Annotated in this window: 16 protein-coding genes; 13 read left to right on the forward strand and 3 right to left on the reverse strand. The window is 67.6% G+C overall.

Annotated elements, in window-relative coordinates; translation table 11 throughout:
- The first annotated feature begins 55 nt into the window (after positions 1-55).
- Positions 56-631 carry a TerD family protein gene (locus WT26_RS20695; RefSeq protein WP_059624565.1) on the forward strand — a complete coding sequence of 192 codons (576 nt, stop codon included), beginning with the start codon at positions 56-58 and terminating at the stop codon, positions 629-631.
- 47 nt (positions 632-678) lie between these two features.
- Positions 679-1,257 (forward strand): TerD family protein, encoded by a 579-nt coding sequence (locus WT26_RS20700; protein ID WP_059533880.1) that lies wholly within the window; start codon positions 679-681, stop codon positions 1,255-1,257.
- Between the two features lie 123 nt (positions 1,258-1,380).
- Here WT26_RS20700 and WT26_RS20705 read toward each other — a convergent pair whose 3' ends face one another.
- On the reverse strand, positions 1,381-2,007 hold the full coding sequence (locus WT26_RS20705) for an NADPH-dependent F420 reductase (protein ID WP_069270765.1): 627 nt from the start codon (positions 2,005-2,007) through the stop codon (positions 1,381-1,383).
- 82 nt (positions 2,008-2,089) lie between these two features.
- On the opposite strand from WT26_RS20705, the gene WT26_RS20710 reads away from it, so the two are divergent.
- On the forward strand, positions 2,090-2,470 hold the full coding sequence (locus tag WT26_RS20710; RefSeq protein WP_059958686.1) for a winged helix-turn-helix transcriptional regulator: 381 nt from the start codon (positions 2,090-2,092) through the stop codon (positions 2,468-2,470).
- 54 nt (positions 2,471-2,524) lie between these two features.
- On the opposite strand, the gene WT26_RS20715 is transcribed toward WT26_RS20710, so the two are convergent.
- Complete coding sequence (locus WT26_RS20715) at positions 2,525-4,219, reverse strand: cholesterol oxidase substrate-binding domain-containing protein (protein ID WP_059551664.1); 1,695 nt, start codon at positions 4,217-4,219, stop codon at positions 2,525-2,527.
- Between the two features lie 1,132 nt (positions 4,220-5,351).
- Between WT26_RS20715 and WT26_RS20720 the strand changes: the two genes are divergently transcribed.
- The 3 genes from WT26_RS20720 to WT26_RS20730 all read left to right on the forward strand — a co-directional run bounded on the left by WT26_RS20720 (position 5,352) and on the right by WT26_RS20730 (position 9,628).
- Positions 5,352-7,241: an alpha/beta fold hydrolase gene (locus WT26_RS20720; protein WP_230461695.1), complete on the forward strand. Its 1,890-nt coding sequence runs from the start codon at positions 5,352-5,354 to the stop codon at positions 7,239-7,241.
- Positions 7,242-7,377: 136 nt separating this feature from the next.
- Complete coding sequence (locus tag WT26_RS20725) at positions 7,378-8,211, forward strand: LuxR family transcriptional regulator (RefSeq protein ID WP_059488559.1); 834 nt, start codon at positions 7,378-7,380, stop codon at positions 8,209-8,211.
- Between the two features lie 205 nt (positions 8,212-8,416).
- Complete coding sequence (locus WT26_RS20730) at positions 8,417-9,628, forward strand: alpha/beta fold hydrolase (protein WP_069271798.1); 1,212 nt, start codon at positions 8,417-8,419, stop codon at positions 9,626-9,628.
- A gap of 196 nt (positions 9,629-9,824) precedes the next feature.
- Here the strand turns inward: WT26_RS20730 and WT26_RS37405 are convergent, their stop codons facing one another.
- Positions 9,825-10,061, reverse strand: coding sequence for a hypothetical protein (locus WT26_RS37405; RefSeq protein ID WP_155123151.1), 237 nt, complete (start codon positions 10,059-10,061; stop codon positions 9,825-9,827).
- A gap of 64 nt (positions 10,062-10,125) precedes the next feature.
- Here WT26_RS37405 and WT26_RS20735 point away from each other — a divergent pair, with 64 nt between their 5' ends.
- The 7 genes from WT26_RS20735 (at position 10,126) to WT26_RS20765 (ending at position 21,790) form a co-directional block, all read left to right on the forward strand.
- Positions 10,126-11,781 (forward strand): AMP-binding protein, encoded by a 1,656-nt coding sequence (locus WT26_RS20735; protein WP_069275099.1) that lies wholly within the window; start codon positions 10,126-10,128, stop codon positions 11,779-11,781.
- On the forward strand, positions 11,778-12,665 hold the full coding sequence (locus WT26_RS20740; protein ID WP_069273831.1) for a hypothetical protein: 888 nt from the start codon (positions 11,778-11,780) through the stop codon (positions 12,663-12,665). The genes WT26_RS20735 and WT26_RS20740 overlap by 4 nt, the downstream gene beginning before the upstream one ends.
- Positions 12,644-13,774 carry a 3-oxoacyl-ACP synthase III family protein gene (locus tag WT26_RS20745; RefSeq protein WP_196774830.1) on the forward strand — a complete coding sequence of 377 codons (1,131 nt, stop codon included), beginning with the start codon at positions 12,644-12,646 and terminating at the stop codon, positions 13,772-13,774. Before WT26_RS20740 ends, WT26_RS20745 begins: the two co-directional genes overlap by 22 nt.
- On the forward strand, positions 13,771-14,769 hold the full coding sequence (locus tag WT26_RS20750) for a ketoacyl-ACP synthase III (RefSeq protein ID WP_059817958.1): 999 nt from the start codon (positions 13,771-13,773) through the stop codon (positions 14,767-14,769). The genes WT26_RS20745 and WT26_RS20750 overlap by 4 nt, the downstream gene beginning before the upstream one ends.
- Before the next feature lie 5 nt (positions 14,770-14,774).
- On the forward strand, positions 14,775-15,641 hold the full coding sequence (locus WT26_RS20755) for an MBL fold metallo-hydrolase (RefSeq protein WP_069273833.1): 867 nt from the start codon (positions 14,775-14,777) through the stop codon (positions 15,639-15,641).
- Positions 15,642-15,788: 147 nt separating this feature from the next.
- Complete coding sequence (locus tag WT26_RS20760) at positions 15,789-19,637, forward strand: AMP-binding protein (protein ID WP_069273834.1); 3,849 nt, start codon at positions 15,789-15,791, stop codon at positions 19,635-19,637.
- A gap of 11 nt (positions 19,638-19,648) precedes the next feature.
- The gene (locus WT26_RS20765) at positions 19,649-21,790 is read left to right on the forward strand and encodes a hypothetical protein (RefSeq protein ID WP_069273835.1); all 2,142 of its coding nucleotides are present in this window, start codon (positions 19,649-19,651) and stop codon (positions 21,788-21,790) included.
- Positions 21,791-21,830 lie beyond the last annotated feature (40 nt).

Genomic DNA, 21,830 nt, shown 5'->3' on the forward strand with positions numbered 1-21,830 from the left:
GCGCAAGCATCGGCCGGCAACCCGTAACCCGTAGCAACCACAAGGAGCTGTACTCATGGCACTGACTCTTCAAAAAGGCGGCAACCTCTCCCTGTCCAAAGAGGCCCCTGGCCTGACCAGGATCCTGGTCGGCCTGGGCTGGGACCCGCGCGCCACTGACGGCACCGAGTTCGACCTGGACGCCAGCGCCTTCCTGCTGGGCGCCAACGGCAAAGTCCGCGGCGACGCCGACTTCATCTTCTACAACCAGCTGAAGAGCCCGGACGGCTCCGTCGAGCACACCGGCGACAACCGCACCGGCGCCGGCGACGGCGACGACGAGGTGATCAAGGTCGACCTGAGCCGCGTGCCGGCCGATGTCGACAAGGTTGCCTTCACCGTCACCATCCACGACGCCGACGCTCGCAAGCAGAACTTCGGCCAGGTCAGCAACTCGTTCATCCGCATCGTCAACGAGACCAACGGCGCCGAGGTCGTTCGCTACGACCTCGCCGAGGACGCTTCGGTCGAAACCGCGATGATCTTCGCCGAGCTGTACCGCCACAACAACGAGTGGAAGTTCCGCGCCGTCGGCCAAGGCTACGCCGGCGGCCTGCGCGCGCTGGCCAACGGCTACGGCATGAGCTTCTGATCGCGCAACGCAACGCAACTCAATTCAACTGAACGAGGAATCTCACCATGGCTGTAAGTCTGTCCAAAGGCGGTAACGTCTCCCTGTCGAAAGAAGCCCCGGGCTTGAGCGAAGTGCTGGTCGGCCTGGGCTGGGACCCGCGCGTCACCGACGGCACCGAGTTCGACCTCGACGCCTCCGTCTTCGTCACCGGCGACAGCGGCAAGGTCCTGAGCGATGCCGGCTTCATCTTCTACAACAACAAGAAGTCCGCCGACGGCTCCGTCGAGCACCTCGGCGACAACCGTTCCGGCCAGGGCGAAGGCGATGACGAACAGGTCGTCGTCAAGCTGACCGGCCTGGCGGCCGACGTGAAGAAGCTGGTGTTCGCCGTGACCATCCACGACGCCGAAAGCCGCAAGCAGTCCTTCGGCCAGGTGTCCAACGCCTACATCCGCGTCGTGAACAAGGCCGATGGCAAGGAAATCGCCCGCTACGACCTGTCCGAAGATGCGTCCACCGAGACCGCGATGATCTTCGGCGAGCTGTACCGTCACAACGACGAGTTCAAGTTCAAGGCGATCGGCCAGGGTTTCGCCGGCGGCCTGAAGCCTCTGGCTGAAGCCCATGGCGTGAACATCGGCTGACGACCGTCGATGGAGAAAGCCCCGGCGGTCTGAACCGACTGACGGCCGGGGCTGACTGGGCCGGGTTCCGTATTGCACGGGGCTCGGCCCTTTTCGTTTTGACTTGATCCGTGATGCGCGGTCCTACGCGCCGACCCGGTGATACACGAAGCCCGCATTCGTTCCGCCACCCCGAACGACCGCGATCTGAATGTTGAGATGCGCCATCGCCTCGAGATAGCGGGCGTTGTTCAAGGCTCCGGTAACGAGCGGCGCAAATCCCGCGCTCGCGGCGATCTCCGCGACTGCCGCATTGGCCTCGGCATCGTCGCCCGCGATGAATGCGGTCACCGCATGTCCGGCTCGATCGATGCGCTTCGGCGTCATGATGTCGGCGAACACCGTGTTGAAACACTTCACCAGGCGAACGCCCGGCAACAAGCGGCCGATCTGCTGCGCGGCGGAATCGTCGGCGCCCAGCGGGAGGGGCGACCAGTCGTCGTGCAGCGCATTCGTTGCATCAACAACGATCTTGCCGGCCAACTGCCGGGCAAGCGGCGGCAACACGTCGGCGCATGCCTGATAGAGGACCGCGATGACGACGACGTCTCCGTGCGCCGCCGCTTCCTCCAGCGACGCTACCCGGTAACGCGCCCGAGGCCGCGCCCGTCCGGGGTCGCGCAACCCGACCACCACGTCATGTCCGGCCGCGACGAGCAGCTCGGCCAGATTCCCGCCGAAATTTCCGCCACCGAGAAATGCGATCTTCATGGTTATGTTCCTCGCGATTGCGTCAGTGGCATCATTCTTTCAATGATGGTTTCCACAATCAATTAGGTACCTGAAGGTAACCATGTCGAAGAAGATCGAACTGCCGCCGGATGCGTTCCTGAAGGTCTGTCCGTCCCGCGCGGTGCTGTCTCGCATCGGGCAGAAATGGACCGTGCTGACCATGGTCGCACTGCAGAACGGGCCGATGCGTTTCGGCGACATCCGGCGCCGCCTCGAGGGCGTGTCGCAAAAGATGCTGACCCAGACGCTGCGCGCGATGGAGCGCGACGGCCTGATCGAGCGGAACGTCTATGACGAACTGCCGTTGCGCGTCGAGTACACGCTGAGCGGGCTGGCGCTCACGCTCCTGCCGCTCGTCGTCGCGCTGAAGGCCTGGGCGGAGGATGCGCTGCACGCGATCGAGGCGAACAACCAGGCGTTCGATCGCAAATATCCGGCCTGACGTCGTCGACGCCGCGCGCAAGCCAAAGCGCAGCGCCGACGCTCGCCGATACCGCTACGGCATCAACCGATCCAGCAGCGGCGACCGGAAGATCCGCTGCGGGTCGTAGCGCTCGAGGGTCGCGCGCGCCGCGTCCCAGTTGCTCGCGGCGGGCTGGCCCGCACTCTGCAGATTCGGGATCGTGGTGGTGATCATCGTGTCGTCCTGCCATGCGGCCGTGTCGGTGTAGGCCCAGCCCTTCGACCATTCGGGACGCACCGTCGCGTACGCGCCGCTGTAGTTCGCGAGCATCCACTGCTCGATCTCGCGATAGAAGCGATCGGCGGCGGGCGTGCCCGGCAGCGTCAGGATGTCGAACCAGACGGCGACGTCCCATTCCGGATGGTCGGGCCGCGGCTTGAGCGCGGACAGCGTCGGGACCACCGCGCCGGCGCCGGCATCGGCGGGCTTGTCGAGGCCGGTGATGCGAATCTCGACGGGGCCGTTCATCGGGTATTCGCCGCGCGCCTTGTACGCGTCGACGCGGTTCTGATAGTACTGGACGAACTCGCTGACCACGCGCTGCACGTCGGCGCGCCGTGCGAGCACCGCGTAGCCGTTCGCGGTGACGCGCAGCGTCGTCGGGCGGATGTACTGCAGCACGGTGCGCGACCAGCCCCAGATGTCCACGCTGAGCGTGAGCCCGAGACCGGCGGTCGTGATCGCGTATTGCGTCTGGCCGAACAGCGGCGTGAGCGAGCCCTCGCCGCCGATGATGATCCGCTTGACGAGATCCGACAGCGATTGCGGGATCGAATCGGAGAACGGGTAGTTGTACGGCTGCGTGACGGCGCGCGACAGCAGCGGCTTGCTGGGCTGCAGGGTCCAGACCTTGAGCCACGGGCAAGTCGTGAACGGGAACCAGATCGCTTCCAGCCGGCCCGACTGATCGAGAAACGACGCGACGGTGCGGCCCTGCGACGCGTTGGCGGAAAACAGTTCGGAGGCCGGAATGTCGATGAAGCTCTGGCAGCGCAGCCGCTGGTTCGGCCCGGCCGCCAGCGTGACCTCGACGACGAGCGCCCGGCCGATGTGCGCGAGGAACGCGCCGATGTCGGGATCGTTGCGCTGGAACGTGCGCAGCGCGTATTGCCGGCTGGCTGGATCGAACACGACCGCGGTCAGCGAGAGCACCAGGTTGCTCAATGAGCCGTAGGTGTGGCCGGGCTGCAAGGTTTCGCCGACCGCGGGCACGGCGGTGCCGTGCGCGTCGATCGCGAGCGCGCCGCCGAGTGTAATGTCGCCCGGCGCGGGCGCGGCGACGACGCCGAGGCCGTAATCCTCGAGCTTCGCGAGCAGCGTCTCCAGCGAGACGCCCGTTTGCGCGGTGACGCGCGCCGGCCGCGTCGACGTGTCGACGGACACCGCGGTCAGCGACTTCGTCGTGTCGAGCAGCACGAGGTTCGCGGGGGCGACGCCCGGATCGAGCGTCAGCGGCGACCAGTTGTGCATGTAGCCGCGCGGGCGCACCCGGTAGCCGTTCGCACGCGCCCAGTTGACCGTCGCGACGACGTCGTCGGCGGAGCGCGGCGCGGCGGTCCATACGTCCTGCACGACGATCTCGCCGCTCCAGTTCTGGAACGCCTGCTTGTAGAGCGGGATGTCTCCGGGGAAGCCGGGCGGCGTCGCGCCGGCCGTCGCCGCGTTCGCGGCAACCTGGTAGATCGGCGTCCAGCCGGCAACGACACCGGCTGCCGCGAGCTTGGCCATGTCGGCGAGGAACGCGCGACGCGGCTTGGATTCGTCTCGGAAGTCGTGATTCAAGGTGTGCTCCAACTATTGGAATTGTTTTGCAGATGGAAAGGCCAAAGACAACGAGTTGAGACCGCGGGTGGTGCTGTTTCAGCGGAACGGATGCGCGTGCAGATTCGCGCGTTGGCTGGTCGGGAGTGAAAAACGATGCGCTCTGGAATGTTTCGAGACGCTATATCCGACGATCGTCAGAATAATGATGGTCTGGGAATGCCTGTTTTCATGGTTTCAGGGTATTAAATAAATTTGGAAGCAGTTTTAAATCGGTTGACAATTTGATTTTTACGGCCAGCCAAGGTTAGCAACTTGTATTCGCTGCGGCAAGTCATTGGGTGATCGAGGGGAATCGGGTTGTATTGCCATGATTATTGCGGTTTCGAGAATATTCGAAACAATCGTTTCCGCGCGAAGTTTTGTGTCAAGAAACGATCATCTGATTTATGTGTGTTCTGCAACGTCGATGTCATATTCATCGGAAATGCTATCCGGGCCGTCCCTCGGGGCTGGGCGCGTGAGCGAGCCGGTGCCGGGCGGCCGGCGGACAATTCATGTCAGGCTGCGTGGCACATCGAATCGATCGTTGAATGAATCGAAACAGTTCGCTGGAAAGAAACGGCCTGGCGTTTGCTGATGAGTATCTCATGTTGATCGCATTAAGCCTTAATTGTTCTGAATAAGACGTCTTTGAAATGGATGTTTTAGTGCATACGCAAGAGTTTTCTACCGAATTTGCCGTGCGCAAAGGAAATTTTTCCCGATTTGGCTGCAATCGAACGCGCGAATCGATCGGAAATTCCCGGGAATTCAGTGGCTGGGCCGTTTAGTTATATAAAAAGAAACATTTTACTAAATGCAAAATTTTAAATTCATCGCTATCATGCTCGACTAGGATGTGCCTGAGCCAAATTCAATGGGAATAATCGTTTCGTTTTGCGGAAACGATTTTCCGCCGGGTCTGTCGGCCGGGCGGCCAATCAGCAAAGCTCAATGACGGAAGTCGTCTCGGCGTTTTTTCGCAGCATTTGCCAGTAACGATCGTTGATCAACGCGACGCCGCCGGCATGGCGCCGTCGAACACGGAGGGAACATCGTGCCTGCTTCACGCTTGTCATCGGCCTTGTCGATCGTCGATGACGGGGCTGCGGTCGCCGCGCCTGAAGATCGATCGTATGCGCACCGCGTCTTCTGGATCGCGGGCTATGCACGCTCGAGCGACGGCGCGCGGCGCGTCTCCGAGCATCTCGGCGCGGGCTGGCGCGTGTGCGAGCTGGACGCCGACCCGTCGTGCGATGCGCCACCGACCGTCGAATGGCTTGCCGCACGCCTGCTCGAGCGCATCGTCGCGCTCCAGCCGCGCGGGCCGTACCGGCTCGCGGGCTGGGCGTCCGGCGGCCTGCTCGCCTACGAAGTGGCGACCCAGCTGGCCGGGCGGGACGAGACCGTCGCGTTTCTCGGCATCGCGGATGCGTCGCTGTCGACGGCGGACGCGGCCGCCCGGCCCGGGCATGCCGCCGACGTGCCGGCCGGCGAGCGTCTCGTCGAACTGGTCGCCGAATCGAATGCAGCCGGCGGCGTTGCCGCCCGTTCGCGCGACATGCGGCGGGCCGAATGGCTGCGGCTGTTCGATGGCGAAGCGGACGGTGGCCAAGCGAATGGCGGCGGGATCGATCCACGCGAACTGATCGCGGACGCGGCGACGTCGGATTTTGCCGAGATCGCGTCCCGGTGCCGCGACGCGGGGCTGCTGCCGCCCGGGTTGCGGGGCCTGAGCGATGCGCAACTGCTGCGATGGCTCGACCGCTGGGCGGCGCTCGATCATGCGTTTGCACACTACGAGCCGTTTTCGCTGTCGATGCCGGTTCACTGGTTCGAGCTGCGCAGTGCCGGCGCCGCCGCCGCGCTGCCGGATCGTGCGGACGGCTGGGCGGCGCGGCTCGAGCCCGGCGAGATCCGCGTGGTTGACGTGCCGGCGCGGCACGCGTCGGCGGGCGGCGCCGCGCCGGCGCTCGGCCGCGCGATCGCGCATGCGTTGCAGGACGAGCGCCGCGCGGCTGCCGGCGGCGGTGAGCAGAACGCGCACCCGCCGGAGGCGAGCTATTCGCCGCACCTGCCGATCCAGCGCGGGGCGCCGGGCCGCCGGCCGGTCGTGCTGATTCCGGGCGCAGGCGACAACGTCGCGACGTTCCTGCCGTTCACGATCGCGGCGGAGCCGGGCTGGCCGATGCACGGCCTTCAGCCGCGCGGCCTCGACGGCGTGCTCGCGCCGTATGCGAGCGTCGACGCCGCGGCGACGGCATACCTGCCCGTCGTCGAACGGCTGGCGGCCGACGCGCGCGCGCCGGTGCATCTGATCGGCCATTCGTTCGGCGGCTGGGTCGCGATGGAAATCGCGTGCCGGCTGCAGGCGATCGGCCGTCCGCCCGCGTCGCTGACGATCGTCGACACCGAGGCGCCGGCGTCGGCAGGCCGGCTGGGGCGCCAGTACACGTTCGCGAGCGTCGTGTGGAATCTCGCCCGCGCGCTCGAACAGGCCACGGGCCGCCCGCTCGGCATCGAGCGCGATGCGCTGTTTCGCGCGGACCGGCGCGGGCAATGGGCGATGCTCCATCGCGGGATGGTCGACGCCCGCATCATCCGCAGCGGCGCCGGGCTGCATGACGTGCAGGGCATCGTGCGCACCTACGGGACGGCGCTGCGCACCGCGTACCGTCCGGCCGACGTCTATGCGGGGTGCGCGACGCTCGTGCTCGCCGCCGACGGTGACGACGCGGAGCGCGGCTTCGTGCCCGATGACGTGCTGTCCGGCTGGCGGCGCTTCGCGCCGCGGATGGCCATGTGGCGCTGTCCGGGCAATCACTACACGATGATTCGGCCGCCGCACGTCGAGCGCTTCGCGCAATGGTGGCAGCAGGCGGTGCGCAGCGCCGGCGATCCTGCTGCGGCCGCCGCCGGGGCCGCGCTCGGACTGGCATCGAACTGACATGAAAGAAGAGGGCGCTGTCCGGCGCAAGCCGGACGGCGCGCGATGGCAGCGCAGACGCATCGCGATCCGCGCTGCGCGCGACTGCGCCGGCGGCGCGTCGCTGCCTTCAGGCACGCAATACAAGGAGAGTCAGATGGTCGAAATCTTCACGAAGCTCGGAAAGGTGATTTCGAGCGCGGGAAGCGAGCGGTTCGCATCCGACATGCACGCGCTGCTGGCCGAGTCGATTCCGCTCGCGATCACAGGAATCAGCGAATGGACGCTCAATGAACCGGAAGGCAAGGTCGTCGACGTGCAATCGCTCGGCGCGTCCGGCGCCCCCCGCGACGATCCGCGGATGGTGCCGCCCGCGGCGCAGGTCGAGCGGGACCCGGCCGGGCATCCGCTGCTGAACTGGATCGTGAGCGCCAGTGACCGTCAGCTGATTCACATCAACCCGCCCGCGCGGCGCGGCGACGGCAGCAGCATGATGCCGCTGCGCGAGACAGGCGCGGGATTCCAGTGTCATCTCGTGTCGCGCAAGGCGAATCGCCGCTACGTGATCTCGCTGCATCGCACGTCGTCACATCGCGACTTCTCGTTGCAGGAGATGTCGTTCCTGAAGAACTTCGCCGATACGCTGCTGCCGCTCGTCGAGTGGCACGCGTCGACGTGGCGTCACGGCACAGTCGCAGGCGCGGCGCCGCGCGATCCGGCGGCGGGCGCACCGGGTGTCGAGGCGCTGCGCCGCGACTTCGAATCGCGGCTCGCGCGCTCGGCGGTCGTGCTGTCGGCGCGCGAAAGCGAAGTGTGCCTCGGCCTGCTCGCGGGCAAGATGCTGCGCGAGATGGCGGGCGAGCTCGGCCTGAAGGAGAGCACGGTCGAGACCTACATCAAGCGCGCGGCGGTCAAGCTCGGCATCAGCGGGCGGCACGGGCTCAGGAAATGGATGATCGACGAACGCGTGCCGTGCGCGTCGGCTGCGTGACGGTGAACTGCATGACGGACCGCCGCGGGACGGCGGCGTCGCGAACGTTCGCCCACAGAGCGCCGACGCGAGCGCCGGCGATCGCGACGCTCGCACGTGTCCCGGCTTTCCGTTGCAGACATTCCGGCGCACGGGTGCTTCAATCGACGTGCCGGGCGGCGTGCCCGGCGCGCCTGTTTCGTCATCGATCGCCTGGAATCCCTTCATGCACGAATCGACCGCCGCCGCACTGGACGCGTCCGACTCGATCCTCGACTTGCGCGTGCTGAGCACGATCCGCGCGTTCCGGCATCTCGCCGCGAGCCTGCCGGGGCCGGTTCGCCTGTGCCTGTTCGACGATGCGTCCGATCGCCCGGCGTCCGATGCGCGCGACGCGCAGCGCGTCGTCGCGATCGCGTTCGCACGCATCGGCGCGCGCGACGTGCGGTTCGAACCGGACGGCGCGGCACGCCTGTCGTCGTTCGAACTGTTGATGAGCCGGCGCATCAGCGCGGCGTTCGATTACCGCTACGATCACTTCGACACGCCGCAGCGCCTGGCCTGCGCGCAGCGCGAGGCGGAAGACTTCGACTTCGATGTGCTGAGCGCCGGCGTCGAGCGGGTGCGGATCGCGCGCGAGGCGGGCGTTTCGCTGTCCGCGTATGCGGGCTCGCATCGCGACCGGCCCGCGGTCGTGCTCGCGCTGCCGTGCGGGATGCCGCTCGACCTGTGCCAGCGCTGGTTCGACGCGCTCGCCGAGCGCCACTTCGTGCTGACCTGGGAAACGCGCGCGCTGTTCGGCGCGTGCGATGCGTTCGACGCGGCCCGCACCGACATCGACGCGCAGGCCGACGACCTGTTCGCCGTGATGGACCGCTTCGGCGTCGATCGCGCGCACCTGATGGGCATCTGCGGCGGCGCCGTCGTCGCGTTGCAGGCGGCGCTCGCGCAGCCGGCGCGGGCGGTGTCGCTGAACCTGTGGTACGGCGACTACAACCTGTCGGACGACGCGCTGCGGACGATGCATCAGCGCAACTACGCGTGGCTGATGGAAGCCGCCGCGCAGGGGCGCGACGTCGCGCAGGACGTGCAGCGCAGGTTCGCCGATCCATCGACGCTCGTGACCGTTCCGGCCGAGATCGCGCACGCGGCGCTCTATCCGTATGCGAATGCCGAGCTGATGTACCGGTATGCGAAGTTGAGCGATGCGCTCAACAAGGTCGACGCCCTTGCGTTGCTGCCGCGCGTCAGCGTGCCGACGATGGTCGTCGCGGGCGACGACGACGAGATTGCGCATTGCGGCGGGTCGGTGTTCGCCGCCGGGCGGATTCCGGGCGCGCGGCTCGAAGTGGAGGTGGGCGGCAGTCATCCGAAACTGTTTCGCGCGTCGCCCGTGTCGGCGGCGCGCGCACTCAAGTTTCTTGCGGGCCACGCGTGACGCGCGAAGCGCCCGATCGATCAGTCATTGCTCTGCGTTGCGAAATAATTTAATTCAGTAGTGCGATTCGTAATAGTTTTTATTTTGATGATGTCGGTTTCGCGCAAAGATTTGAATGATCCATCTAGCTTCACATACGCCTTGCATTTAGAATGCCGACAAGCTTGCAAGATCATTACTCCGATTTTGAAATTGTTTACTTTTGAATTCGGAATCCTGAGTTTATTGCGTTGAAATGAATTGATCGAATTGCTTTCGTCGCGCTTGTTTGTTTTTCAAAAATGGCGCGACGAAATACCTGCAAGTGAATCAACAGGCCGACATGTGAATGACCGGATGCGCCGTGCGCCACCCGGGGATGACATGCGCCTGCCGCTTCGACAACCCCTTTTTTGCCATCGCGATTCAGGCTGCACGGAACGGGCGTGAGCATTGCGTTCGGCCGGCGCCATGCCGTTATCGCGAACTTTGAACTCACACGCTTGCGAGCGCTGACGATGGACGACTTTTGCCGCGCGAATTTGCCCCCTGCCGAGGATTGGCCGACGTTCGTCTTCGAATTGCCGGGGCTGCAGTTTCCGCCGTTTCTCAATTGCGCCGCCGCGCTGCTGGATGCCGCCGTCGACGAGCGCGGCTGGGGCGATCGGGTGGCGATCACGACCGGGTCGGGCATCACGTGGTCGTATCGCGAATTGCGCGATGCCGCCAACCGGATCGCCAACCTGCTCGTTCATGACGCGGGCCTCGTGGCCGGCAACCGGGTGCTGCTGCACGGCGCGAATCACCCGATGCTGGCCGCCGCGTGGTTCGGCGTGGTCAAGGCCGGCGGCGTCGCCGTCGCCACGATGCCGAAGCTGCGCGCGGGAGAACTGTCGACCATCATCGCGCGGGCCCGGGTCACGCACGTCATCTGCGAAGCCGGGCTGTCCGCCGAACTCGACGCGGCGATGGCGAGCCTGCAGTGGCGCGGCGACGTTCGACGCTACGACACGGACGACGTTCATCCGCGCGACGGCTGGCTCAGCGGCTATTCGGATGACTTCACGGCCGCCGAAACGCGCGCGGACGATCCCTGCCTGATCGCGTTCACGTCGGGAACGACCGGGGAACCGAAGGCCACCGTTCATTTTCATCGCGACGTGATGGCGGCCTGCCACTGCTTTCCGCAGCACGTGCTCCGGCCCACGGCCGACGACGTCTTCTGCGGATCGCCGCCGCTCGCGTTCACGTTCGGCCTCGGCGCGCTGCTGCTGTTTCCGGTCAGCGTCGGCGCGAGCGTCGTGCTGTTGCCGAAAGCGGGCCCGGAACAGCTGCTGGCCGCCGTCGAGCGACATCGGGTCAGCATCCTGTTTACGGCGCCGGCGGCCTATCGGGCCATGCTCGGCCATCTCGACCATCACGACGTGTCGTCCCTGCGCAAATGCGTGTCGGCGGGCGAGGCGCTGCCGCCATGGACGCGCGACGCGTGGCAGATCCGCACCGGCCTGCACCTGATCGACGGCATCGGGTCGACCGAGATGCTGCACATCTTCGCGTCGACCGGCGACACCGGCACGAAGGACGGCGCGATCGGCAAGGCGGTGCCCGGTTACCGCCTTGCCGTCGTGGACGAGCACGGCCGGTGCCTGCCGCCCCACGAGATCGGCTACCTGGCCGTGCAGGGGCCGACCGGATGCCGCTACCTGAACGACGCGCGGCAACGCGACTACGTCAAGCACGGCTGGAACCTGACGGGCGACAGCGCCTACCTGGACGAGGACGGCTATCTGTTCTACCAGGCCCGCGCGGACGACATGATCATCACCTCCGGCTACACGGTGTCGCCCGGCGAAGTGGAGCAGGCGCTGCTGCGCCATCCGGATATCGCCGAATGCGGCGTCGTCGGGCACGTCGACGAGCGGGGCGGCACGCTCATCTGCGCGCACGTGGTGCTGCGCCCGGGCGTCGACGGCTCGGACGCGTTGACGTCGCAGCTGCAGCAGCACGTGAAAAGCGTGATCGCGCCGTACAAGTGTCCGCATCGCGTGGCCTATCACGCCGCCGGCTTGCCCCGCAACGAATCGGGCAAATTGCGGCGCGCCGTGCTCCGGCAGCAGGCCAACGGCGCGACGAGTCCCCTGAATCACGCAGTCCAAAACGAGCTAGCGCTATGAAAATTCTTGGAGCCGCGGTGGCCCTGCCGGGTGCAGCGACCGCTGCGCAACCCTATGCCAACGATTACGCGATCAAGGCGGCCAGGCAGGCGCTGCGGCAAGCCGGTTGCCTGCCGTCGGAACTGGATCTGATCGTCAGCCTGTCGATCTCCCCCAGCCGGATGGCGGACTCGCCGTCGATCGCGGGCCCGCGGCTCGCGCACCCCGTGCAGCGCGACCTGCGTGCGCGACATGCGGCCGTGTTCGATCTGCTCGATGCGGACTGGACGCTCGCACTCGATCTCGCGCAAAGCCATTGCCGGCAGCTCGGCTATCGGCGCGCGCTCGTCGTTCGCGCGGAAGCGCTCGCGGACGTCGAGCAGGTGGCCGAGAGCGGCTTCGCCGACGGTGCGGGCGCGATCGTGCTGACGCCGTCCGGCCGTGACCGCGCTTATGCGAGCCGCTACGCGGATCTCGATTCCCCGCCGTTCGCGACGCTCGACGCGCTCGCGCCCCGGCGCGCGAACGGCAGCCTGTCGCTGGCCCGCTTCGAAAGCCGGTTCGATCGCGCCACTGGCCGGTTCGACGCCGAACCGGCCAATGCGCGCGCCGCGGTGCGCGCGGTGGTCGACGAGGTGCAAAGCCGCATCGACCGGCGTGCCGCCACGCTGTTCTGCGAATCTTGGCTGGGCGGATGGCCGTCGATCGCCACCGGCGCGGAGGGCGAATTGCCTGTCGACGTCGTCACCGGTTCGGCGGAGATTCCGAACCCGTTCCAGCTGCCCGCGTGGCTCGCGTCGCGCGTCGCGGATTCGATTTCGTTGCGTGACGATGAACGGACGGTGATCGCCATGACACTGGATCCGTTCCGGCCGCGCATCGCCTGCAGCACGATGGAGGTCTGACGGTGCACAACGTCCGAATCGCAAGTCTCGCCTGCCGCCTGCCGGCCCGCCAGGTACCCAACGACGATCCCGTCTTCGCGGGCGTCGAGCCCATTCCGGCGGAATGGTGGCAATTCTGGGGCATCGAATCGCGCCACATGATCGACCCCGATGCCGGCGAATCCGAACTCGCGCTGGCCGAGCGCACGGCCCGCGACGCCCTCGCGCGCGCCGGCGTGGACCCCGCCGAACTCGACCTGGTGCTGTTCAACATGACGTCGCCGTTCGTGTCGCTCGCCGACGGCCGGCGCCGGTTCGCGCCGCGGCTCTCGCGCGCGCTGCGCGACCGGCTCGGCGCCACGCGCGCACTCGATGCCGATATCGAGATGGAGTGCGCGAGCTTCGTGCTGCAACTGCAGCTCGCCGCCAACCTCATCAAGCAAGGGCGCGTGAAACGGGCGCTGGTGTGCTCGTCGGAGCGCATGTCGGCGGTGGTCGACTACACGAGCAAGTCGTCGACGAACTTCGGCGACGGCGCGGCCGCGGCCGTGCTCGTCGCGGAGCCGGCCGACCCCGACGGCGCCGACTGGCTGGATGCCGCGTATCACAGCGACGCCACCCGCTACGACCTCGTGACGATGCAGTGGCGCAATGCGCAGGCCGCAGCCGACGACGACGCGGAAACCGGCGCCGACAACCCGTTCGGCGTGTATTTCACGCTCAAGCCCGAAGCGCAGGAGGCGATCTCGCGTTTCATGCCGGTGGCCATTCCCGACATCGTCGAGCGCCTGCTGCACCGGAGCGGCACCGGCATCGCCGACGTCGATGCGATGGTGTTCCACCAGCCTTCCGCGCTGCTCGTGCGCTCATGGGCGCAGCGGCTCGGGCTCAGGCCCGATCAGTACGTGATTCGCGTGGCCGATTGCGCGTGCCTCGTGTCGGCCGCCGTGCCGTTCGCGCTGGCCGAGTCGATCCGGCAGGGCGTGATCCGGCCCGGATCGAAGGTCGTGATTGCCGGCGCGGGCGCGGGCTGGGGCTTCGGTGCGCAATTGTGGCGCTGGGGCGAAACCGTCGTGTCCGATGCGGGCGGTGCGGTCGCCGCCGTGACGGAACAGGAGGGCCAGGCATGAGCGCCCGTCTCGTCATCGCCGGTTTCGGCCATGCGCTGCCCGAGCGGATCGTCGGCAACGACGAAGTCGCCGGCATGATCGACACCAGCGACGCGTTCATTCGCGAACGCACCGGCGTCGTCGCGCGACGCTATCTCGCCCCCGATCAGCATCTGGCGGATCTCGCCTGCCCGGCCGCGGAACGCGCAATGGCCGACGCGGGCGTCACGGCGCACGACGTCGACCTGCTGATCGTCAACACGCTGTCGCCCGATCATCACGACCCGTCGCAGGCGTGCTACATCCAGCCCCGGCTCGGCTTGCGGGAGGTGCCGTGCTTCGACATCCGCGCGCAATGCAGCGGCGGGCTCTACGGGCTCGAGATCGCGCGCCACTTCCTCGCGAGCGGCTTGTATCGCAACGTGCTGCTGGTCTGCGCCGAGGCGCTGTCGCGGCGCATCGACACGAGCAACGCCGGGCGCAACCTGTCGATCCTGCTGAGCGACGGCGCCGCCGCGCTGCTGCTGCAGGCGACGGACGAGCCGGCGCGCGGGCTCATCGACCTGACGCTCGGCGCCGACGGCACCCAGTTCGACCTGCTCGCCACCGAGGCGCCCGGCGCGCGACGCCCGCGCTTCATCGACGCGGACGACATCGCGGCCGGCCGCCACCACTTCCGGATGAAAGGCGCGCCGATGTTCGAAGACGCGACGCGCCGCATCGTCGACGCGTGCCGGCAGATGCTCGACAAGCACCGGCTGACGATCGGGGACATCGGCCTGGTCGTGCCGCACCAGCCGAACCTGCGCATCCTCGACGCGGTCATCGAGCGGCTCGGGCTGCCCCGCGAGCGCTGCATGATCTCCGTCGATCAACTGGGCAACATGGCGAGCGCGGCGTTTCCGGTCGCGCTCTCCCTCGCCCGCGAGCAAGGCCGCATGCCGGCCGGCCAGCTCAACCTCCTCGTGACCTACGGCGCGGGCGCGACATGGGCCTGCGCGCTCTATCGGAGCTGAACGACATGCTGAACGCATCCCCCGGGTGGATCGATTCGCCGCTGTACGTGATCGTCAACGACGAGGCCGCGACGCTGATCGAGGGCGGCCTGAGCGGCATGACGGCGCTCGTCTGGCAGCAGCTTCACGATCTGCTGCGGGATTTCGGCGGCATCCGGCATTTGCGCTACTGGCTGATCACCCACTCGCACTATGACCATTGCAGCCTGCTGATGACGCTCAAGTCGCGCATGCCGTGGCTCCATGTATCCGGTTCGCCCGACGCGTTCGATGCGTTCCAGAGCCCGTCGGCCTGCCGCACCATCCGCCAGCTCGACGAGCACGCGTCACGGTCGTGGGAACCCGCCGCCGGCGCCGATTTCACCGAGTTGTCCGACCTGCCGTTCTACCCGGTCAATCCGGGCGCGCAGCTCGATATCGGCGACGGGATGCAGATTCGCACGATCGCGCTGCCGGGCCACAGCCGTTGCCAGTTCGGCTACTACTGCCCGCAACTGGACATCGGTTTCGTGTCGGATGCGCTCGGCGAGTTTCAGGACGCCTCCCACTGGCTGCCGCTGGTCTTCCAGGACCTGTTTGCGTACCGGCACTCGCTGGACGTCATCGAACAGCTGCATGCCCCGCGGCTTGCCCTGGGGCACCACGGCATCCTCACCGGCGAGCTCGCCCGGTCGGCCGCACGGCATGCGCTCGCGTGCCTCGATGCACGCGAGGCCGACGCACGCGCGGTTCGCGGCAACGCCGCCGCCACGCATGCACTGGCCCACCAGTGGACGGCCCGTTACGCGGCAAGAAGCGAAAAGGTCGTGCCGCGTTTCCTGCACCTCAAAAGCATGACGCACATGATCGACCTGTTCCATCGCGCCGAATAGCCGTATCCGGATGTCCGCGTGCGACAGGCGGCGACAAGCGATCGAAACGATCGAGACGCCGCCTTCGGATTCCCGCCGCGGCAACGCACGGGCGCCGGCCGGTGCGGGGCCCCTGCTCGCTGTTTTCATTCCTCTTCCGACGACATCATGACCACTGCGACCTTGCCGACTACGCTTGGCGAATTGCTTCAGAACCGCGCCGCCACACGCGGCGACCACACCGCCTACGTGTTCCTGAGCGGGCCGCCCGAGCAGGAACGGGCCGAATCGATGACCTTCTCCGAGCTCGACGCGCGCGCCCGCCGGGTCGCCGCGCTGCTGCGGCAGAACGCGGTCGACGTCGGCGACCGGGTGCTGCTGCTGTGCCGGCCGGGCCTCGATTACGTCGGCGCCTTCATGGGGTGCCTGTATGCGGGCGCGATCGCGGTGCCGGCCTACCCGCCGCGCAACAAGCAGCATATGGTGCGGATCGCCGGCATCGTCGAAAATGCGGGCGCCGACACGATCCTGTGCTCGCCCGACGACCTGGAACGTTGCACGACCTGGCTCGCCGATACCGACGCGTCCGGCAGCACGCTGCTCGACGTCGGTGCCGCCGAAGCGGTGCCGCCCCTGCACGCGCCGGCCGGCGTGCAGCCGTCCCACATCGCGTTTCTGCAATACACGTCGGGGACGACGGGCACACCGAAGGGCGTGATGGTGTCGCACGGCAACCTGATGCACAACCTGGGGCTGATACGCGAATGGCTTGCGTATGACGAGTCGAGCACGATCGTCAGCTGGCTGCCGCCGTATCACGACATGGGCCTGATCGGCGTGATCCTGACGTCGCTGTATGGCGGCTTCCGCAGCGTGCTGATGGCCCCGGAACGGTTCATCCAGCATCCGTACCTGTGGCTGCGCGCGATCAGCCAGTACCGCGCGGACCTGACCGGCGCGCCCGATTTCGCGTACCGGATGTGCTGCCGGCGAATTTCCGACGAACAGCTGGCGACGCTCGACCTGTCGTGTATTCGGACGGCCTATAACGGCGCCGAATCCGTGCGCGCCGGCACCTTGTCGGATTTCGCCAAGCGCTTCGCGGCAGCGGGCTTCGCCGCCGGCGGCTTCCTGCCGTGCTACGGGCTCGCGGAGGGCACGCTGTACGTCGCCGGCCGCACGGCGCAGCAGCCGATCAGGACGGTTTGCGCCGACCAGGCCGCGCTCCAGCGGCAATCCGTGGTGATCCGCGGCGAGTTCGCGGGGGTCTCGCCGGCGCCGCTCGATCGCCCGGGCGAGCGGGTGCTGGTGGGCGTGGGCCGCCCTGCCGGCGACCAACGCGTGGTCGTGCGCGACCTGGAGACCAACGCCCGGTGCGACGACCGGACCATCGGCGAAATCTGCGTGGCCGGCCCGAGCGTCGCCGCCGGCTACTGGCGGCTGGACGAGCAGACGCATTCGACCTTCCGTCACACGCTGGCCGGCGACCGGGACCAGGCATTCATGCGCACCGGCGATCTCGGCTTCATTCTGGATGACGAACTGTATGTCACCGGCCGGCTCAAGGACATGGTGATCCTCGCCGGCCGCAACTACTACTCGGAAGACATCGAGTACGCGCTGATCGTCGGCGTGCCGGAACTGGTGCCGAACGGCTGCGCGGCCTTCATGGACGACCAGGCCGACGCGGAACGCCTGATCGTCGTGGCCGAAGTCGAGCGCACGCAGCGCAAGGGCAATCTCGACAGCTTCATCGACGCGATTCGCCAGGCGATTTGGAACCGCCTCGACATCGGGCCGAGCAGGATCGTGCTGGTGTCGCCCGGCAGCGTGCCGAAGACGTCGAGCGGCAAGGTGCGCCGCAGCACGTGCCGCACGCAGCTGCACGACGGCGCGCTGACGATCCTCGCGCAGTGGGACGTCGAGACCGGTGCGCACACGCCGACGCCGGAGCGCCGGCCGCCGGATCGCCGGCCGCCGGATCGCCGGCAACCCGCGCGCCCGGCCGCCGCCATCGACGCGCCGCCGGCCGACGGTCGCCGGCAGCATGACGCCTCCACCGTCGACGAACTGAACGACTGGCTCAGGCACTACGCCCGCACGCGGATCGATTCGCGCACCATCGACGAGCGACGCACCATTCCGCCGCACGTCGTGCTCGATTTCGGCAACCGGGGCCTGCTCGGCATGCCGATCGACCGTTCGTACGGCGGCCTTGGCTTCACGCATCGCGACACGTTGCGCGTGATCTCGCAACTGGCCGCGATCGATTCGACGCTGGCTTTTTTCGTCGCCCTGAACAATACGCTCGGCATCGTGCCGATCATGCGGCACGCGCAGCCCGCGTTGCGCGACGAACTGCTGCCGAGCCTCGCGAGCGGCCGGATGCTCGCCGCATTCGCGATCACGGAGCCGGCCGCGGGCTCGCACGTGCGTGCGATCGCCTCCCGCGCACAGCGCACCGCGTCCGGCGACTGGCTGGTCAGCGGCACCAAGCGCTGGAGCGGCTCGTCCGCGTGGGCGGGGATCATCAACGTGTTCGCGAAGCAGGCCGACGGCACGGGAATGGTCGGCCTGGCGGTGCGCCCCGGCACGCCGGGCGTGCGGATCGGCGCCGAGGAGCTGACGATGGGCGTGCGCGGCATGATCCAGAATTCGCTGCATCTGGATCGGGCGCGGATCGGCGACGCATGCCGGCTCGGCGACATCGGCCAGGGCATGTCCGTGGCGCAGCACGCCATGAACATCGCGCGCCTCGGCATCGCCGCCGTCAGCGTGGGCGGAATGAAGCGCTGTGCGCAGCTGATGCATCGCTACGGGGCGCGGCGCGAGGTCGCCACCGGCCTTCTGCTGGACAATCCGCTGAGCCGCCTGCGCCTGGGCGAGCTGCGCGACCGCATCGACGGGCTCGACGCGCTGGTCGAGCATCTGGCCACCGAGCTGGACCTCGGCGTCACGTTGCCCGAGGACTGCCTGCTGATCGCGAAGATTCTCGGCTCCGAGCTGCTGTCGCAATCCGCCGACGAGCTGATGCAGTTCCTCGGCGGCCGCGGTTACATCGAGACCAACTTCGCGCCGCAGATCTTCCGCGACGCGCGCCTGACCCGCATCTTCGAGGGGCCGACCGAGACGCTGCTGGTTCACCTCGGCAGCCGTCTGCTGAACGGAAGCGACGAGCTTCCGCGCTATCTGGAAAGTGCGCTGGGCGCCGGCGTGCTGGCCACGGAGCTGCGCGAGCTTGGCGCCCGGCTGTCGCAGGACGGGCTCGCCAATGCGGCGAAACTCGGCGGTGCCGCGCATGCCGCCGTCTGGGTCAATTACTGGCTCGGCACGGTCGCGCAATGGGGATTGCTGCTCGCGGTGACCGAACGTGGGGCTGCGCAGCAGCGCATCGGTGACGGCGCGCTGCGCTGGGCGCAGCGCCGGTACGAACTCGCGATCGAGGCGGCGCAGCGGCAGGTCGGCCTGCGATCCGCACTGACCACGTCGGCGCAATTGAACGACTGGGCAGCGCGGATCGGGCTCGAGATCGGCGCGATCGAGCAAACGGTCCCGGGTGCAAGCCAGCTCGTCGATCCGTTGCTGGACGCCGAGGCCGGTGCGCGTTCGGTTTCCCGCGAGCCCGACGAGCCCGCCGGCGAAGACGTCGGTTCGGTGGCGGACCTGATCGCGCCCGAGCCGGCGAGCCGGATCGATCGCGAGCGGGTCGCTTCCGTCGAACAATGGCTCATCGCGTGGCTGGGCGAGCGCCTCAAGCACCGCAAGCTTCGCTTGACGCGCGAGTCGACGTTCGCCGAGATCGGCTTCGACTCGATCCTCGCCGTCGAAATGACGATCGTATTGAGCGACGCGTTCAGCGTGAGCGTCGATCCGTCCGCGGTCTGGGACTACCCGTCCATTCGCGCGCTGGCCGCCCATCTCGCGCCCCGTACTCGCGGCGCCGCGCCGGCGGCGGTCGTGGCGCACGCCGATTCGGACGCGCCCTCGCCCATTGCAGCCCAACCTTCGATCCTGTGAGACCGTCCAACATGCACGCCCGATACGCCCGATACGACCTTGGTGATTCCACCACCGCGCTGGCCCGGCAGCTCGAACACTATCTCGACGCCTATCCCGACGAAACGCGCACGTTGCTCGGCCTGCCGGCCGGCGCCGCGATCGGCGTCGAGGTGCTCGACGAGGAACTGCCCGTCAGGCTCGAACAACACACGCATGCGGCCACGCTGCGCATCGGCCGGCACGACGCACAGCGCGTGATGGCCTATACGCGCAGTTGCAACTGGGCCAACGGCATCGTGCTGGTGCCGACGCTGGCGCGCCTGGTGTTTGCCGGCGCGTTCGACGGCCTGCGGGCCGGAGCGCCCCGCGCGATGCGCGCGTTCGCGGCATCCCGCCAGCCCGACCCGACCCGTAACCTCGGGATTCTGTGGGGCGCCTTCAACCTGCTGAGCCTGGCCGGCTGGCTGACCCTCGATCGCGGCGACGAAGACGCCGAATATGCGCTCACTCCCGCCGGCGAATATGTCGTCGCGTGCGTCGAGCACGCCCGGCCGCTGTTCGAGCAACTGGCGGATGCAACGTCGGTGCTCCAGCATCTGCACGCACTGTGTCATCGAACGCGCGTGGCGGCCGAAGACAGCCTGCTGTATGCGCGGCTCGCGCGGGCCTGCGTGGCGGGCTGGCCGGAGCTTGCGCCCGCGGCCACCGACCTGGAGCGCCAGGCGAACGGACAGCTGCGCACGGCGATGGACGGCCTGCTGCTGGGCCCGACCTGGGTCGCGCTCGACATGCCGGTGTTCGACAGGCAGCCGGATGGCCAGTACGCGCAGTCGGCGCCCGGCATCCTCGGCAAGCTCGTCGAGCAGCCCGGCGGGGTCGCGGTGGGCGCCTGGACACAGGCGGACCCTGTCGTCCTGGACGCGGCATGGGCGCTGATGGGCAAGTTCGGCATGGTGGAAATCGACCAGGGAAAGGTGCGCCTCACCGAGTCGGGCCGGATCCACCGCCCGATCGCCGCGCCTTATGCGGGGCTGCCCGCGTCGTATCTGCGTTCGTATGCGCTGCTCGACGAGCTCCTGTTCGGCAACCCCGATCCGCTCGATATCGACAGCGACGGCCACATCGATCGCGTGATGAACGTGTATGCGTCGAGCGGCGCCGGGTCGGGGCCGGCGTCGCAGGAAATCACGACGAAGATCCTGCGCGAGCTGTTCGACGACACGCCGCTGGATCGCCAGCCGGCCGGCATCGCCGACATGGGCTGCGGCGACGGCAGCGCGGTGAAGCGCCTGGCGGAATACGTCATTACGTCGACGCGACGCGGCCGGCACCTCGCGGACTATCCGCTGCTCGTGATCGGCGCCGACTACAACGCATCCGCGCGCGGCCGCGCCGCCGCGACGCTATCCGCGCTGAAGGACATCCCCGGCGTGCAGGTACGCGTGATCGCCGCCGACATCTCCCAGCCCGACCGCTACGACGAAGCCGTGGCCGACAGCGGCCTGACCGTCACGCAGCCGGACGGCAGCGTGCGCCCGGCGCGGCTGAGCGACCTGCTGCACACCTTCATGTTCCTGGTCCACAACCGCCGGCTGGGCATCCGGCGCAAGGACGCCGCCGAAGCGATCCTCGAGCGCCATCTCCGCCTCGTCGATCGATCCAGCCTGCGCGCGGTTGTCGACCAGTACTATCCGGGCCGCCTGACGGTATCGGACCAGGCCGAATACCCGGTTGCGCTCGACGACATCAAGCGCGCGTTCAAGGTCGCGTACAGCGACGCGGAAGGGCTCGTTCCCGGTTACGTGGCGGCTGCGGATCTGATCGATTTCCTGACCCGCTGGAAGCCCCACGCGAAGCATGGCTTTCTCATCGTGGAAGGACATAGCCCGTGGGCGGAGAATCTCTGCGCGAACACGCAGGGCGGACCGGAAGGGTGGTTGCGCACCGAGCAGCTTCCGTCGGTGTTCAACTGGGGCATGCATTTCGTGTCGCGCCAGTTCATGGCGCCGTTCAACGAATTCACGCTCGCGCTGACCCTGGCCGGCCTGCGCCCCGACGGCCCGATTTACGGGCGGATTCATCCGGAAGGGTTCCCGGGGCTGGACCTGCTGAGCGATTACCGCTTTTTCAGTATTGCAAACTACGTTGCCGATATCGGGATGAATCGCTAGGCGGGCCTGCGCGCCCGGTCGCGGCCGGTGTTGCCGATGC

It is taken from the genome of Burkholderia cepacia (assembly GCF_001718835.1).
GTDB lineage: Bacteria > Pseudomonadota > Gammaproteobacteria > Burkholderiales > Burkholderiaceae > Burkholderia > Burkholderia cepacia_F.